General features: G+C 41.9%; 18 protein-coding genes and 2 pseudogenes. 4 read left to right on the top strand and 16 right to left on the bottom strand.

Annotated features, from left to right (window positions below):
* Window positions 1–439: 439 nt before the first annotated feature.
* The 5 genes and pseudogenes from G519_RS0128435 to G519_RS0128415 all read right to left on the bottom strand — a co-directional run bounded on the left by G519_RS0128435 (window position 440) and on the right by G519_RS0128415 (window position 3226).
* Window positions 440–832 carry a DoxX family protein gene (locus G519_RS0128435; protein ID WP_029197569.1) on the bottom strand — a complete coding sequence of 131 codons (393 nt, stop codon included), beginning with the start codon at window positions 830–832 and terminating at the stop codon, window positions 440–442.
* 467 nt (window positions 833–1299) lie between these two features.
* Window positions 1300–1620 (bottom strand): annotated as a pseudogene (locus G519_RS0128430) (NUDIX domain-containing protein); the annotation flags it as partial.
* 280 nt (window positions 1621–1900) lie between these two features.
* Complete coding sequence (locus G519_RS50580) at window positions 1901–2068, bottom strand: hypothetical protein (protein ID WP_154669622.1); 168 nt, start codon at window positions 2066–2068, stop codon at window positions 1901–1903.
* 267 nt (window positions 2069–2335) lie between these two features.
* Entirely contained in the window at window positions 2336–2623 is a 288-nt protein-coding gene (locus tag G519_RS44975) for a VOC family protein (protein WP_208860919.1), read from the bottom strand.
* Between the two features lie 174 nt (window positions 2624–2797).
* Window positions 2798–3226, bottom strand: coding sequence for a MarR family winged helix-turn-helix transcriptional regulator (locus G519_RS0128415; RefSeq protein WP_029197567.1), 429 nt, complete (start codon window positions 3224–3226; stop codon window positions 2798–2800).
* Window positions 3227–3384: 158 nt separating this feature from the next.
* Here G519_RS0128415 and G519_RS44970 point away from each other — a divergent pair.
* Window positions 3385–4691: pseudogene (locus tag G519_RS44970) on the top strand (amidohydrolase family protein).
* Between the two features lie 156 nt (window positions 4692–4847).
* Here the strand turns inward: G519_RS44970 and G519_RS0128405 are convergent.
* From G519_RS0128405 to G519_RS0128390, 4 genes are all read right to left on the bottom strand, one after another.
* Entirely contained in the window at window positions 4848–5387 is a 540-nt protein-coding gene (locus G519_RS0128405) for a hypothetical protein (protein WP_029197566.1), read from the bottom strand.
* A 245-nt stretch (window positions 5388–5632) separates the two neighbouring features.
* Window positions 5633–5830 (bottom strand): hypothetical protein, encoded by a 198-nt coding sequence (locus G519_RS0128400; protein WP_127528107.1) that lies wholly within the window; start codon window positions 5828–5830, stop codon window positions 5633–5635.
* Window positions 5831–5978: 148 nt separating this feature from the next.
* The gene (locus tag G519_RS50575; protein WP_154669621.1) at window positions 5979–6119 is read right to left on the bottom strand and encodes a hypothetical protein; all 141 of its coding nucleotides are present in this window, start codon (window positions 6117–6119) and stop codon (window positions 5979–5981) included.
* A gap of 156 nt (window positions 6120–6275) precedes the next feature.
* Window positions 6276–6716, bottom strand: a complete 441-nt coding sequence (locus G519_RS0128390) for a zinc dependent phospholipase C family protein (RefSeq protein ID WP_029197564.1) — start codon at window positions 6714–6716, stop codon at window positions 6276–6278.
* A gap of 169 nt (window positions 6717–6885) precedes the next feature.
* Between G519_RS0128390 and G519_RS0128385 the strand changes: the two genes are divergently transcribed.
* The gene (locus tag G519_RS0128385) at window positions 6886–8163 is read left to right on the top strand and encodes an IS110 family RNA-guided transposase (protein WP_029197563.1); all 1278 of its coding nucleotides are present in this window, start codon (window positions 6886–6888) and stop codon (window positions 8161–8163) included.
* Between the two features lie 614 nt (window positions 8164–8777).
* Here the strand turns inward: G519_RS0128385 and G519_RS51715 are convergent.
* Together G519_RS51715 and G519_RS51710 are read right to left on the bottom strand one after the other, a co-directional pair.
* Entirely contained in the window at window positions 8778–9083 is a 306-nt protein-coding gene (locus G519_RS51715; protein ID WP_268633540.1) for a helix-turn-helix domain-containing protein, read from the bottom strand.
* A gap of 6 nt (window positions 9084–9089) precedes the next feature.
* Complete coding sequence (locus tag G519_RS51710; RefSeq protein ID WP_208860917.1) at window positions 9090–9626, bottom strand: hypothetical protein; 537 nt, start codon at window positions 9624–9626, stop codon at window positions 9090–9092.
* A gap of 216 nt (window positions 9627–9842) precedes the next feature.
* Between G519_RS51710 and G519_RS0128375 the strand changes: the two genes are divergently transcribed.
* Window positions 9843–10874 carry an aldo/keto reductase gene (locus tag G519_RS0128375; protein WP_029197562.1) on the top strand — a complete coding sequence of 344 codons (1032 nt, stop codon included), beginning with the start codon at window positions 9843–9845 and terminating at the stop codon, window positions 10872–10874.
* A gap of 326 nt (window positions 10875–11200) precedes the next feature.
* Window positions 11201–11383, top strand: coding sequence for a sporulation protein YjcZ (yjcZ, locus tag G519_RS0128370; protein WP_029197561.1), 183 nt, complete (start codon window positions 11201–11203; stop codon window positions 11381–11383).
* A 138-nt stretch (window positions 11384–11521) separates the two neighbouring features.
* Here the strand turns inward: yjcZ and G519_RS0128365 are convergent, their stop codons facing one another.
* The 5 genes from G519_RS0128365 to G519_RS49355 form a co-directional block, all read right to left on the bottom strand.
* The gene (locus G519_RS0128365) at window positions 11522–12010 is read right to left on the bottom strand and encodes a hypothetical protein (RefSeq protein WP_029197560.1); all 489 of its coding nucleotides are present in this window, start codon (window positions 12008–12010) and stop codon (window positions 11522–11524) included.
* 203 nt (window positions 12011–12213) lie between these two features.
* Window positions 12214–13185: a proline dehydrogenase family protein gene (locus G519_RS0128360; RefSeq protein ID WP_084160384.1), complete on the bottom strand. Its 972-nt coding sequence runs from the start codon at window positions 13183–13185 to the stop codon at window positions 12214–12216.
* Window positions 13186–13265: 80 nt separating this feature from the next.
* The gene (locus tag G519_RS0128355; RefSeq protein WP_029197558.1) at window positions 13266–14075 is read right to left on the bottom strand and encodes a helix-turn-helix transcriptional regulator; all 810 of its coding nucleotides are present in this window, start codon (window positions 14073–14075) and stop codon (window positions 13266–13268) included.
* Between the two features lie 48 nt (window positions 14076–14123).
* Window positions 14124–15065, bottom strand: coding sequence for an N-acetyl-gamma-glutamyl-phosphate reductase (gene argC, locus G519_RS0128350; RefSeq protein WP_029197557.1), 942 nt, complete (start codon window positions 15063–15065; stop codon window positions 14124–14126).
* A gap of 116 nt (window positions 15066–15181) precedes the next feature.
* Window positions 15182–16651, bottom strand: a complete 1470-nt coding sequence (locus G519_RS49355) for a putative glycoside hydrolase (protein WP_084160382.1) — start codon at window positions 16649–16651, stop codon at window positions 15182–15184.
* Window positions 16652–16689 lie beyond the last annotated feature (38 nt).

The following is a 16689-nucleotide window of genomic DNA, read 5'->3' as shown; positions in this document are numbered from 1 at the left end:
GCTCCTTTTCGTTTGCACGTTGTAACACCTCGGAGACGGTGTTGCGTGAGCATTGAATACTCGAAGCGATACTGCGCTGACTCAGCCCCATGCTATTGAGCCTTAAAATTTCTCGATACTTGGTCATTTTGATGACCTCCCGTTGGTATTTGTGCACTTGCTAGGCAGACGCACATCTGTACATTCTACCAACGGGGCGGCTCTCTCTACTAACATAGTGGCTCTAATAGATTAACGTGGTGGCTCTCACTCATTAACTCGATGGCTCTATGGCACCGAAATATTCATTATTGTGATGTAATGCTTTTTCCTTTTTTCGGGGCAATAAATGGGAAAAATCACCTTGAGATCCTCCTCCACCATTCCCACAAAAATAATAAACGTTCACCCAATTGAGTGAACGCTTACTAATTACTTCAAAATTTTATTGTCTACTTATCTATTTTTGCAAAGAAAAAATTTTGCGCACTTGCTCATTCCTCAAGCAAAGGCCACCCCAAACCAACACTGCAAGATAAACGGGAAACAGGATTGTAGAAAAAAGCGGGGCATCTAGACGAACCTGTGTTGCAATTACGCCGCCAAAATAACCGGTCAACAATATTGCACCTAAAATCGTTGTACGAGGTAATGCATAAAGAATAGTTGAAAGAAGTCCGAGTATGCCCATCAATAAAATATGATGTTCCTGATAACCAAGTGATACGGTAGAATCTACAACAAACGCAGGTTTAAATAATTTCATGATACTGTCAAGCAGCATAAACAAAATGGCTATTCCGCTCATCACTCTTGCTGTCCATAGTCGGACTTTAGAAATTGTTCTTGTCATCGTCCATCTCTCCTTTTAATAACTAAATGGAATACCTTCCGAAAGCCTACTGTTTGGTAATCCTCCACGTGACTTCAAAAACCTTTCTACTTGATTTTGTCCTTCTATGATTACGACGAATGAACAATGGTGAAATCGACAAAGGAAGTAAATATTTTTTATTTTGTTTTCATGCTTTCCTTTTCTCTCAGAACAAAGATTTCTCTTATGAAAGCTCCCAAACCACCTGATATAGCTACAATTGAAATTAAATTAATAGTTTTAACAAATAAATGAGGTGTGCCAATTATGGTTACACAATTTAATAATATTATGATCGGGAAGAAAATTAAGCCAACATATAACTGTTTTTTTTTAGAAATAATGCTTACCTCCCTTTGATTATTTGTTCATTATTACTACTTCTTCAACTAATTCCGTTCTCAGGCTTTTATTACTATTGTTCACCGATAGTTTAATTCCAACTGCTATTCCAATATTAATTTCCCATCGAACTTTTTATAATCTTTAAATACTCTTTCGTGATGTCTTGCAAATAGCTCACTTGAAGCTCCTGGAAGATCATCCAATGGGTAAAAATCTACATCTACGCCTTCGTCTGTCTCTTCTTCAAGGGTACCAATCCACTTATCCACCCGAAATAAATACTCGATTACATGATGCTCGTTTCCCCAACGGTCAGTGAATGTTTGAGTTGTAGGAGAAGAATAAATAGCTATTAATGTTGCCTGAATAACTTCAAGCCCTGTTTCTTCTTTGACTTCGCGCTTCATCGCATCAAACACGGATTGCCCTTTATCTCAATACTTCCCGCCTGGCGTAGTTTTTCCCTCGCTTGCAAATCCTTATGTATGGATGAGGCACCATTCCCTAAGTATGATAAATCATTTCCTACGAGGTCTACGGCCATTAGCCGCGTGTGGGTACCGCCACCATCAATTCCAATAACAATCTCTTCGTACTCTGTACCATGACCGATCTCTCCTCGTACTTAGTGGGTTCAAGTCTTGGTAAACCCTATAAGATACTTACATTCGCTTTACAGCTCCACTATCCTGCCCGTTCGTATTATGAGGTCACCAGATCTTTCTGGTCGACCTCTTTTTTGTAAGTTCGTAAGATAACAGTAGCCGGGGATCGAACGATTCTGTCCGTGGGACTTGGATCCCGAGAGCTATTCAGTTCATACCCTACTTGTTCAACCATGGTTAGGCTATATCCGTTTTTGTCATCCATGATCATTCATCCTTTTTAACTTAGTAAGTTGGTCTTTAATTCCTCTAGATAATTCGATAGGGACAAAATTAATTCCTTCATTACACTAAACAGCCAACAGGCTGCCAATTACACGGCAACCTTTTGTTGAACTATAGTTTTCCGTCCCTCGCAAATGACGTAGTTTCCTCTGTGCTATGGCTCTCCGCGCTGTCTGTAACGGCAAGTTTTAAGGCCATCCTTTGCGGGATGGCCTCTTCTTATGAAAGGTAACGAAAATGTTTCGACTCAGCCCTCTAGGTCGTAAGCAGTAGGGTGAAGTGGCTGGTAGATCGGAAGATCAGCCCCGCTAGGAAGTTTGATAGAAGCGAGCCGCCCCCAACGTTGGTTGCTGATCGGCTCCGAGATCGTGACGCCCTTAGCGGTTAATTCCATAAGTGTCTTCTCGATGTCGTCACACATAAAGTAGAACTCATGCTTACCAAGTCCATCTGTAGGATGTACGGCGATCTCGGCAGGAGGCAACTTGAAAATCAGCCAGCCACCACCCGCGTCAACACGAGTTAATCCGAGCACGTTCTGCTCCATTCAAATGGGAATATAAGTTAAATATTCCCTCTGAAGTTAAAGATAATCAATCTCGAATGTTACTGCCGATCGAAAGGCAGCACGGAAGCATTTACGTATTCAACTATTGTTCTTCGTTGTTGAATTAAGTACCCCAATCTACGGGGTAGATTCCAAGCGCAATTATAAGCGTTCATTAATTTTGATCAACAATTCCTTTAAGATTTGTTTCTCATCTTCGGAAAGGACTTGAACGATTTCGTCCTCTACTTTTTGAAAGGATTCATTAAAGTCTTCAATCAATTCAACGGCCTTTGGCAAAACATAAATATTTTTTTGTCGTTCATTATTGACTGGGATTTTCCGCTCGATGAATCCTCTTTGCTCAAGACCTTGAAGCATACCTGTGATGCTAGCCCCGCGCAGATGAAACCGATCAGCAAGATCCCTCTGAATTAATTCAGTTTCTTGGTTCTCGTAGATATAGCCAATTATTTTTCCTTGTTGAGCATTTAACCCTAACTCTTTTATGCTCTCGTCCGCTTTTTTCTTTAACTTAAGGCCAATAACCTGAAACAAATCCAGATAAGGCGTATTCTTGCGAGGCTTCATGAGCGTACCCCCTCAAATTATTAGAAAACTAACTGTTAGTAAGTAAACTATACAAATATCCAGCTTTCATGTCAATTAAATATTAGTTTGTTGACAGTTAGTTTCCTAACAGTTATACTTCGAATTGTTACAAGGCGTATTCAAGGAGGAATAACAATATGAAGAATGTAGTCCAAAGCTCTTCTGAAGAAAAAATTACTGCTATTACGAATGTGCGTATTTTCGATGGAGAAAAAGTAATAGAATCGAGGAGTATTGTCATCAAAGGGGAAACCATTGTTGCAGTAGGTGGAGACATTCCGGTGAATGCAACAATCATCGATGCTGAGGATGCAACATTATTGCCCGGCTTAATTGATGCGCATGTTCATACTTCCATCGGTGGATTACGGGATGCATTAAATTTCGGTGTGACGACAGAACTCGAAATGAACGGTGACTTTATACAGAAAGAGGACGTGCGATCCAATTGAAAAATACGGATGACATCGCCGATGTCCGTTCTGCAGGTACGGCAATCACCGCTCCTGGTGGTCACCCGGATGAATTGCTGCCAGATGGTGATGAGATTCCAGAATTCGTATTAAAGGAATTGGAGAAGTTATCGAAGGAAGACCGGGAAGCTATGCTAGCCGCTTACGCCCACGATCACGAAGAAGTGCCGCAAGTAACAACGGTGGAAGAAGCGATTAAACATGTGCATACCCAAGTGGAGAATGGAGCCGACTATGTAAAAATTATGATTGAAGAAGGAACAGTCATGGGCGCTCCTGGACTGCCTGTTTTAAGTGACGAAATTCTAAAAGCCGCGGTGGAAGAAGCCCATAAGTTCGATAAAATCGTCATCGCCCACGTCTTGACTGCTCATTCTTCCCAAGCCGCCATCGATCTTGGCGTAGACGGATTGGGCCACCTGTTTATCGATAGGCCCGATTACACGCCGGAGCTAGTGCAATCCATCGTCGATTCTGGCGTGTTTGTTACACCGTGCTTGGTTTTGAACTCATCCATTATTGGGAACCCAGCATCGCAATTGGCAAATGACCCACGTGTTCATTCCAAATTAAGTCTGGATTGGATCGATATTTTGAACTCAAGCTTTAATACTTTCCCGCAAGGCAATATAGAAAATAGCTTTAAAAATGTGATGGATCTTCACAGGGCCGGTGTGGATATTCTGGTTGGGACGGATGTCGCCCCCGTCCCCGTTCCGAACCTTGGCGGCCTTGCTCATGGAGCCAGCGTACATCATGAATTGCAATTACTGGTTACAGCCGGGTTCACTCCAATAGAAGCACTTCAATCGGCTACTTCGAAACCGGCCCGCCGGTTCGGTCTTTATGATCGTGGCCGTATTGCCGAAGGTGCGCGCGCTGACCTAGTACTGGTCAATGGCGACCCGACTACCAATATCTCGGATACCCTGTCTATTAAAGCTATATGGTTCAAAGGCGTACAAAAATAAAGTTAATTTTTTTTTGTGGCAGGGCACTCTACTTCGAGGAGTGCCCTGCTATTCGACTTTGTAATTAATCTGCCCGTTATCATGGAAAAGGCAGCCGATCGTCATGGCCAGCTGCCGCGGTGTCTTTATTCAACTATCGTTCTTCCGTTAGTTGAATCACTTTTCGTTTACGAAAGGTTTATAATCTTGTTCGTACGATATTTTTGTTTCCTCATACGTTGGAATATCAATGAGTTCAACATTTTCTATATTCAATCCTAAAAAATCTTTTGCAATTATTCTCACGTTAGTCATAATCTCATCAATGTCCCAAGATTTAGATATTTTTGTCCACATATCAATATAGACAGGTTTATAGCCATCTACATTCGTAGGAGCAGAATGAGGAACTTGACGAGATACATCTTCTACGTCTCTTGGGTATATGTAATGATAATGAATATCTTCGTCACCATTTATAAAACTTTCAATTTCATCACGATATTCTTTATCATCGCCTATAATATCCATATCGTATTTTAAAAGATTAATTAGACCTGTCACGGTTGTAAGTTCAAAATAACCTAAGAATTTTTTTTGATCTTGATCAGAATAAAGAGTAATTTCATCATTACTGCTCTTGCTGCAGAAACCATAAGTCCCATACCAAAATAACCAATGTCTAACTCGGGCATATATTGTTTGAATATTAATCACCTACCTCCTTAAAGTCTTTGATCGCGATTAAGTATTGTATTCCTTTTCTTACCTATCCGGCTATAATTCGTTGTCATTAGTTCTTTGTTATGCGGTTAGAATAATAGGCTCCATGTAGACAACCACGCTAATGTTTTTTCAAACCAAAGACAGCCGACCGTAAACCGGTTGCCTTTAGTTGTGATTGAACTCTATTTCTCATTGAGAAGTAAACTAACTAATCTGCTGCGACCTTTTATTGCAATTTAACTATCCACTAATTTGTAGCAACCAATAACTAAAAAAGATTCATCCTTTTTTAATACTAATGCCGGCAAGTAAGTTTCTTTTCCTTGTAAAGAGAGTAAGGTTCCATCAACGTATACGTTATCCGGAAGTTTAACATTTCTATCAGAGATACATATATTTCTTATAAATTTAGGATTATTACCCTCTGCGGGCACACATGCTTCCTTCGCATCTTTATTCATTATTACGTATTGTGTAATAAGCCTCTATCATCGTTCCTCCAGCAGCATAGGCTTGAACAGAACCAAATAGTAGAACCCCAATGATAAATCCGAATAATATTTTTTTCACTAATATTCTCCTTTATAATATGGAACCAATTATCCTGCCCGTTACTTCAACGGTTAACGGCAGCCGATCGTGTGCCGGCTGCCGTCTTGTCGTGATTGAACTAACGTTATTCGTTAGCGCAATCGTGTGTGGAATCAGAAGTAATTTCTTCAATGACAGCAATAGCCTTAGATTTCGATAAGTTTATGTACTCGATAATGTCATCAAAATTATATACTTCAAGTTCGCAATCCTTATTTTTTTCTATAATTTCAAAATCTCCGTACATCTCTTCAATAAATTTTTGTAAGTCGTCTTGAGTTACATCATCTATTTCTCTCGGAGAGCATCAATCTCCAACCAATCTTTTAGGTATCCCATATCATAATGGCATAGTAATTTTGTGTTCATTTTTCTAAAATCTGAATGCCATCTTGATAAAAAGGTCGGGTCTAAGTCTTGCTTCTGCTTCAATTCATATGGGTAATAGATATGCTCCATCCACACGTTATCGGAAATTAAATGTATCAAATATCCTAATGAGTAATCATCCTTTACATCTGATAAGTATGTATCAATGTATCTTTGATAGTTTACCTGCCTAGTTCTCTTGTCTACATCTCCTTCGAAATAATGAGTAATAACTTTCCTTTCAAACGTGAAAGCAGCATCAGGAGCAATTGAACCAATTAAAAAATCTCTCTTGTTTTTTACATCAAGGCTTGAAGCGACCATCTCACCAATTATTAAATGCATTAACCGAGAACCCATAAAATCCCTCCTTATACCACATTTTACCACGCAGTTTAAGTTATAACTATCCTGCCCGTTAACATTCCTGTAGGTCTTAGTAGATTGAACTTGCAGAAAAAAGGACGCCTCGCTAGGATGAGTATGTACTGGGTTGCAGCCCTCAGAACTCACCTTAGGAGGCGTTATCATGAAGTCTAATCCAATTAAGTCTCAAAATCAACGTGTAGAACGAATCGCTACTACCACTCTGGTCATAGGCATCGACATTGCCAAGGAGAAGCACGCAGCACAAGCCATTAATTTTCGAGGTATCGTCCTCACCAAGCGCCCTATTCTATTTTCGAATGACCTTGCCGGATTTGAGCATTTAGAACACAACATTCGGAAATTACAGAAGATGCACGGCATGAATGACGTCGTTGTGGGAATGGAGAGCACCGGTCACTACTGGTTCAATATTGCCAACTGGTTAGTGGGTCAAGGAATTGATGTGGCTCTTGTCAATCCAATGACAACCAAACGCAATAAGGAAAACAGAGATAACTCGCCTTCCAAGAATGACCCAAAGGATGCTCTGGTCATCGCCGATGCGGTGAGCCGTGGGTTCTACACGCCCTTCGCTCCAAAGGATGAGGCATTCCGCCGCATACGGGTTATGGTTACAAACAGAGAGCACTGGGTTGTTAAATCCGGACGGATTAAGAACAGAATCCACCGCTGGCTCGATATCCGGTTTCCAGAATACAGACAAGCATTTGATGACATTTTTAGTGATCGTTCCTTGGCCACTTTGCGTCGGTTCCCAGCCCCTTCTGACCTATTGCAGCTAACTCCGGAGCAAATGGTACAGATCTGGGGTGAGTATATGGCCAGACCTGGCGGGGTGCGAGGTAAGAACAAGGCGATGGAGCTTCAATTACTCGCTAGACATAGCGTGGGAGACACTACTGCCCTTGAAGAAGACAAATGGGAGCTGAGGCACCTCATCGAAGAGTATGAAAGAATCTGCCGAATCATTGATGAAGCGGACGAGATGATTGAACAGGTACTTCCTGAAATTCCTTGTTCAGATCTCGTTCGATCTGTCGGTGCTTCCGTTCCTGCAACGGCTGCCATATTAGCATTTGGCGGGGACTTACGTATGCTTTCTCACGGAAATCAGTTATTGCGTAAGGCAGGATTGAACTTAGCAGAACGAAGTTCCGGCAAGTATAAGGGGCAAATCAAGCTCACCAAACGAGGCAACTCACTACTGCGCAAGCATCTGTACTTCACTGTGTTTCATCTGTTATCTTTCAATGAAGCGTTCCAAGCCATGCATGCGCACAATACCGAAGTGAAACGAATGACGAAAATGCAGTCCATGATGAAGCTGATTGGGAAACTGGCCAGGATGCTTGTAGCCATGGCGAGAGAAGGACAAACATTCTCCATGGATAAGGCTCAGCTACCGTTAGCAGCATAAAAAAGTAAATCGTAACCCTGACACGTAGATTGGCTCATTCGCAGGATCTCACAAAGAAAGCACCGAGTACCGAGATTTTTCCGCTTTAGGGCATAGACCCGTTCCGTTAACGTTGATCGGACTCCACACCTTGGAAAGATAGGACGAAGGAATGTGAGGGCATAGACCCGTCGAGATTTGGGAGAGTGAATCCCCAAGGACCTTGTGGAGAGAAGCGTGCAGTATAACTTTTTCATGGAAGATGTTGTAAAAGTGATCAGCACCTTCTATTCCCGCATGCGCTCTAACGGAACTACCTGCCCCACACTACCCAAACACCTGAACTCCTATTTAACATGCATATTGAAATCCTGCGAATGAGCGAGTATTCGTGAGAAAATCCTTATTCTCTGAGGGAGTTGAGCGAAGCGAGTCTACTGCTGGTCGGTGTGCTTAGCAACAATCGGTAGATGTTCTTTTTTCGAAAAATTTTAAGAATCATAGGTTGTACACTTAATCCAAAAATAAAAGGTAATAGTAAAATTCGGTTAAAATTATTCTGCAACTTTCCCCTCCTCAAAGATGTCTTTTACCCCTAATTTTAATACCGCTGTATGTACTCTATTTTCGGAATACTATCTTGATTGGCGCAGAAACTCGCGCGGAGTAACCCCTATGATACGCTTGAAATGGCGGTGCAAATGGCTCTGATCGCTGAATCCGAGCGTTACGGCAACGTCATGTATGGCATTTCCTCCGAGCAGCAGTTGTTGCGCTTTGCGAATTCGCTCCTGTAAGACATATTGATGTGGAGGCAACCCCATTGCTTCCCTAAAGAGCCGAACCAAATGCGAAGAACTGACATGAGCCGCTGCCGCAAGAGCACCCAAGGAAATCTCCTGCTCAAGATGCGCATGAATATAATCCAGGGCGCCCTCCAACTGCTTTCAGACCAGTCGTTGAGAAGCGCTTGTCTTCCGTTCGGCAACTGTACCGTAGCGTTGCAGCAAATGAACCGACAACATTCGAATGAGCGACTCGGTATAAAGTTTGCCACCCGGTTCGCCCTCTTTCAAATCCGCCATCAGCCACTGAGCCAAGTGTACAACTCGGTCGTCGCGCAACCGAATGTGCCTGCCGAAATCGATAGCACTTCCGTTCGGAAGTTCCATCTCGGCAGCAACATGGTTGGTTAAGGCCAGAGGCAAATCCAGCCGAATAAATGAGAGGTCCTTTTCCCACCTGCAGAACGACATATCGCCGGCCGAGAACAAGTTGATGTCGCCCTGATGCGCCACACCTTCTCCAGAATACCCATCCGCTCGCTCGAACACGCGCACCGGCTGTGGAGTCAGATGGATCACAAGCATATGGTCAGACAAAACCGGCTCGAAAGCTTCTTGCGGAGGAACACCGTCCACACCTGATAACTTCACATCGGACCACCCTGAAGTGTCACCTGTCATTACTGAAATGTTTGGCAAGCAGTCTCACCTTCCACTATCGATATTTTTGCAGAGACACCCGAAAACTTCTAACTTCATTTTATCCAGAATATGGATTAGGATTAATGCAATAAATGAGGTGAATAAGCATTTGTACAAAAACGCGATAATTATGTTCAAGAAAGACCGGCCTGGCGCACGATATACTTTAACCAAGATAAGAGAAACCATTATGCTTAGGAGGCTGAGTAAAAAATGAAGTATGCGAAATTGGGCAATTCCGGTTTGATCGTTTCCAGGTTAGCGTTCGGGGCAATGACTTTCGGCTCGGGGAACATTCCAAGCGTGTATAAAGTAGGTCAGGATCTAGGGCAAAATCTGGTGGACCATGCTCTCGATGCTGGCATTAACTTCTTTGACACAGCGGATGCTTACGCAGGCGGACAAAGCGAAGAAATACTCGGGCAATTGCTGGGTGCGCGTAGGAAAGAAACGATCATCGCCACGAAAGCCGGCATGCGGGTGGGTCCTGCCCTTGTCCAAGCCGGGCTTTCCCGCAAACATTTGTTCGCCGCGTGCGAAGCGAGCTTGGCCCGATTGAATACGGATTATATTGATCTGTATATCGTCCATAAGACCGACCCGTTCACACCGCTTGAAGAAACGTTGGAAGCGCTGAACGATCTTGTCCGGCAAGGCAAAGTGCGGTATATCGGCTATTCCAACTGGCCGTCTTGGCTTGCTGCCCAAGCACTTCAGATGCAGCGCGAACGCGGATGGGCTCCCTTCATCAACGGACAAATGTACTACTCTTTGATCGGCCGGGATGTTGAGCACGACACGGTGCCGTTCATGACGAACAGCGGGGTCGGTTTAACGGTATGGAGCCCACTGGCCAGCGGTTTCTTAAGCGACAAATATACACGCGACAACTTGAACGATCCGAACAACCGGCTAAGCGGATTCGATTTCCTTCCGCATGACAAGGAAAAAGGCTTTACGATTCTGGACACTGTAAGGGAAATTGCGCGACATCATGGCGCAACTCCTGCGCAAGTGTCGATCGCTTGGCTGCTGGCGCAGCCCCATGTAAGCAGCGTACTGCTGGGTTCGAGTAAAATAGCTCAGCTCGACGAAAATTTGAGTGCCGGTGACCTGGAGCTGACACCAGAAGAACTCGCGACCTTGGATCAATTGACGCGCCCTGAACCCCTGTATCCGAACTGGTTTACGACCAACCTGCTTGACCCTCAAGTTACCGAGGCATTGAAGAAACATCTATCTTGAAACAGTTGATGTTGAAATTTAGCAGTTTTTTGCCATACTGCCTTTAAGCATAACGAGGCTGCCGATCGATCCTACGGCAGCCTCGTTATGTTAGTTATTCAACTCTTGCTTCCCGTTAAGCTGAATTACCTTATTGAGTCTTTGATCTATTTAATATACAAAAAGGCATTCATCCATTTGAGTGAATGCCTTTTACATCAAAACTTCAAGACTTTCTTCCGATTCTCCTAGGCGGTTGTCTTACGTGGCATACGTCCAATCAAGCACTATGTACCGAACATATAATTGTACCGTAGGGACAAATGACCTGAGGGGAATGAGTAAACATGGGAGAATTAGGTTATGGTGGCGTAGGTTATCATCATCATCATGTAGGTTATGGTGGCCTAGGTCATCATCATCATCATGGTCATCATCATCATGTAGGTTATGGTATGGGCAACAATGTAGCATTTATCTTAGTTCTTTTTATTCTTTTGGTAATCATCACATCAACCTTTGCATGGTAATTCCTTAATCCAAGGTAACTTAATAAAACACCTCATTCCTTAGAGCGAGAGGTGTTTTTTGGTTTTTCGCAAAACACAAAAAAAGCAGCACCAGTGTGGGGTGGACTGAACTATCGTTTCTCGGTAGTTGAATGAATTTTAGCTTAAAGATTCCTTAACTATTTTATCTTTAACGAATTTAGTAAATAAATACCGAACAAGCGGTCCCACAATTATGAGTTGTAGAGGGAAAGCAAAAATAAAATTTCTAAATATTAAAGAAAAGTAATTTTCAAGCAATGATTCTCCAATTAGACTGTCGGAAAAGTAAGCAGTCCCCAATCCATAAAGAGACATAAAGAGAACCATTCCACTCACCATAAAAAATGCAAGGGATAGAATCACATAAACCTTCTTAGATTTGTCAAATGGTAATGATAAAGCAATTTTCTTTGCCACTGGACCTACAATAAATAATTCCAATAAGGAAGCAATAATGAAGACTAGAATAAGTTGAGTAAATATTTCATTCAAGGATATCGTGCCAATCAAACCGTGTGTAAATAAATTATAAAATGTCATAAATACGACCATCCCAAAGCACATCATCAACCCAAAATAAAAATTTTCTTTCTTTGTTGTTGGCAATTTTCATCATCCTTTCTGTTTACCCTTGTTATTATAGCGATAGTGGAAACCTCCTCGTAAGTGAACGATTTGTGAATATTTTAGAGTTGAGAGTGTCTTTTTCTACTTACTTAATGTGAAGCAGTTGTGTTCTTCAACATAACTGCCCGCTAGCTGAGCAAAAGGCCACCAAGCAAAATCTTGCTGGTGGCCTAATATCCTTTTTAGTCATACGCTTTAATAACCTCAACTTCCTCACTACTTACCATATCCATCACAGCTTGAAAAAGATTCGGCGGGTATTCGGCAATCCGATGACACAAGTACAAAAACCATTGATGCCCATATGTAAGATAGATCCTTACTGGATGCCCAGCTGCTTTTAGACTGCTGCTCAAATCCGGACGAATTCCATACAACATTTCGAATTCTACATCTGAGTTGGATAACCACCCACGCTCCAGCACTTCTTCGATGATATGTTCATCATGGGTAGCGATAGACACCCGGTGTCCTTGGCGAATCGCGCTTTCAACAAGTTCCAAATAACGATCACTAAGCGTTGAAGATCTAGGGATCGAGCAGTCAGCCGGTTCTTGATAGGCTCCTTTGACGATGCGTATACGACTAGGTAAGGCAACTATAGCAGCCAAATCCTGTGGCGTTCGTGTCAAGTGCGCCTGCAAAGTAATGCCAATGTTCGGATAAAAAGAGGCTGCTCGCTCATAAACAGAGAGTATGTCATCTGTCTTGCTGGACTCTTCCATACTAATGAATAATTCAACCCCAGCTTCCTGGGCTTGCTCAGCTAGATTCATCAGATGCGAAAAAGCAAACTCCTTATCTAAGGAAAGTCCGATATGTGATAGATCGAATGATACACGAGCTGGGACTCCGCCTTGGCTTAAGTCATGGATCAGGGCAATCATCTCCAATGCGGCTGCTTCACATTCAGTGGCAACAGTTGTATCTTCACCAATATACTCGATGGATACTGCGTAACCTTTATCCACTAACTTGCGTCCCACTTTGAGTCCGTCTTTGCGATGTTCACCCGTTACATATCTATCAGCCGTAAGACGCAACAGCCGATTCAGTTGTGGTGTCTGCTCCACATAAGATTTTAGGTCTGAACGGCGAGCGATAGATTTCAGTGCAGCTGTGAATTGTTTTTCCAAATCTGACACTTGGTACATGATGTCAACTCTCCCTCTTTCAAGTTACACCCAGTATACTAGGATGAAGGAGGCTGGTATTGTAAATAATTGCTCTTTTTTTAAATTGATAAGGCGTATTTATGCGGTGTAGTCCCGACTATCTTGTCAAATGTTTTCGTGAAGTGACTCTGGTCATAGAAGCCCACTTCTACTGCAATTTCGGCTATCGATCGCTTCTTCATCAATTCCGACTTCGCATGATTAATTCGCAGTAAGTTTTGATAAGCATGCGGGGGCAGATGACTCCACCTCTTATAAATACGAATGAGATGAAATCTGCTGATTCCAGCTTCGTTCTCCAAATTCTCCAACGTTATCTGTTCGGAAAAATGTGCATGTAAGTATTCCTTTATAAGTTTAACGTATTTCTGGTCTTGCTTTCCTTGGTGTGTTTCATGTTCAAGATCGGAGGTATTCTGACTAACGAGTGCTTGTACAAGGTCGATTAAAGCAGTTTCGATCTCAATCGGTGATGAGGTTCTGGTAAGTGCCTCCATTGTACGGTTGATATGTACACGGCAGGCTTTATTTTTACCCTCTCCCAATAAGAACGGGATATGAAGCTGATCAATCTCCCGTTGCTTGAGACCCTGAAACCAATTTGGATGAATGAACAGCATCTTGTATTTCCATTCTACGCCTGTATCGGGATAACATGCGTGCAGCATCATCGGCGGAAAGCTGATCAGCCGTCCCCTTTCAACATAATGCATTGTTCCGTCACACCAAGCATTCGTTTCACCTTCATCAATTAACCCAATCGAATATTCCTCATGGAAATGCTTTTGATAGGCAAAATCGCTCTTCAGACATCTCTTTGCTTCCAAGAAAGGCAGCGCATCATCGCGGTAAAAGGTTACATCAGGCATATTTCGAGTCCTCTTCTTTCATAATGCATGAATATTTCCATTCTCTTACTATAGTCCTAAACCTTCGTCTAATCCAAGCATAATGTTCATATTTTGAATGGCTGCCCCCGAGGCGCCTTTTCCCAAATTATCAAATCTAGAAACAAGTAATATTTCATCTTTATGGCCAAAAACAAATATATCCAAATAATTTGTATTATTGCATTGCATGAGATTAAAGAAACCGTCTTCAAGATATGCTTCAGAGTCATATTGGATAACTCGAATAAAATGTTCATCTTTATAATACGAGGCAAGCAGTTCTTGAATATCTCTTGCTGTTACATTCTTTATAAACATTCTAGGAAAGAGAGGAATAGTAACTGCATCACCCTGATAATAGTTTCCTACTATTGGAGTGAAAAGTGGTGCTGAGTTTAACCCGGAATATAGTTGCATTTCTGGAAGATGCTTGTGGTTAAGGTTAAGTGCATATTGTCTTGGTGCGAAAAGCTGTTCTCTATTTGAGTTCTGATATTCAGATATAAGGCTCTTACCTCCACCACTATATCCTGTAAGCGAATAACAAGACGTAGGGTAATCCCTCGGTATAATTCCTTCAGCTACCAAAGGGTGTATAGCTAAAATAAACCCTGTCGCGTGACAACCTGGGACAGATACTCTAAATGAATTTTGGATTTTGATTCTTTGATTTTTATGTAATTCTGGTAATCCGTATGTCCAGTCCTGGTTAGTCCTAAACGCCGTACTTGCATCAATTATTTTGGTCTTATTATTACTTATCATAGATACGGAATCCTTTGAAGCGGAATCTGGAAGACAAAGAAATACGACATCAGCTTCATTTATTAAAGCCCTACGGGCTTCGTAATCTTTTCGCTTTTCCGACTCAATTTTGATTACTTCTATGTTAGAAATCTTAGATAAGTAATCATGTATTTTTAAACCTGTTGTACCTTCTTGACCATCCACAAATATTTTATATTTCACTTTTGCACCCCTTATCATTAAATGTATGTATAATTATACATATAAATGTATATATATTCAATTAATATTATTGAGTTTGGCTGCCCGGTTGGTTCCGCGGCAGCCTTGCTTTTGTCTTATTCAACTGGTATATAGGATACACCTTCTGTGTAGGAATTGTTGGCATTCCAGATTAGGTATTCATTAACACCAGCATCTTTTAAGGCTTTAATTTGTGCATCTACTTCAGCCTTGCCATATTTAATATAATTGCCAGCACCTAACCAGCTTGCTGTAAAATCTTGAATCCAAGGACGTGATATGGGGGGAGTCTGGAGCTGTGCAAACTTCTCTTTTTCAGCCTTCATATACTCGGTAACAAGTCTATAGGGCTCTTTATCTGGTTTTGGAATTCCGAAATAACCATTAGACCAATGACTTGGATAAATCATAGACGAAATTACATCTACTGAGCTAGAAATGCGGTTAAAGTTCTGACCGATACCTGGAGCTTCAGGCAATGTAGCCGTATATCCGAAGATATCAACAGACACTTTTACTTTATACGGCTTTAGTTGTTCTCTGGCATATGCGACAAAGTCGCTGACAGCATCTACACGAAGCTGTGTCATACGTGCTTTATCGCTAAAATCCGGTGCTTGGGGTGCATGTTTTTTTAGATCAGACATGCTCTTTTGAGCATCGTCCATTGCTTTTTTATTTTCATCGGTTTTTGCTGAATTGTAGGTATTCGCAGCATCTGTCAACTTTATTTGTAAAGAAGTCAAATCGTCTTGATATTTCTTAGAGGCTTCAGTATAGTCTTTTTCTTCTTGCACAAACTTAGCTGGTTTTTTATCCTTGTAATCGCCCAATGAATATTTAAGAACTTTGTCCCTACTTTCAAAGCCTTCCGGAAATCGAACATAGTCAAATTGGATCTCTTTAAACCCAAGTTCTGCAGCTAATTTTGCAACATCAACATTATAATGCCATGTTTCTTGAAGGAATGGGTTAATAAACCCGTCACCTTTTCCATTACGCCAAACACTGTTGCCGTCTAAATAAGAGAGATCTGGACGTTTTTTCGCCAAAACCGTATCTTTAAAGGCTACAATACGTGCGATAGGATAAATTTTATGCTGTTCAAGAGTTTTCATGAGTGCTTGGGGATCTTTTATGTATGGTTGGCCAAATTCTGCAAATTTGCCCTCAGGTTTAAATGTGATATTGCCGTCATCATCCTTTATATCTATAACCATTGCATTTAGGTCTGTGTTATCAACAAGTGAAAGAAGTTTAGACATATGGCCTCCCCCAGCTGACCAACCTGTTACATAAATTCCACGTACTGCATCTGGATAATCGAAGTGTACTGGGGGATCAAATGCAGGTGCTTGACTTGCTGAAGGTGTTGGCGACACCGCGAGCGGTGAATCTGAGGGCGATGGCGCGGGTATGGGTGGGGGCGTAGGCGTGATTTCTGGTGCAGACGTTGATGGCGGTTCCGATGGATTCGGCGTGTTTAAAGCGATTTTTGACGACAAACAAGCTGACAACGAGAGCACTAAAAATAACATAATAAAAATAAGACCTTGTCTCTTCACGATGTTCTCCCCCTTCTCCCAAAATCAATCAATTCTAA

It is taken from the genome of Paenibacillus alginolyticus DSM 5050 = NBRC 15375 (assembly GCF_000422905.1).
In the GTDB taxonomy this organism is placed as follows: Bacteria; Bacillota; Bacilli; order Paenibacillales; family NBRC-103111; genus Paenibacillus_E; species Paenibacillus_E alginolyticus.
This window is presented reverse-complemented; position numbering and strand designations above follow the sequence as displayed.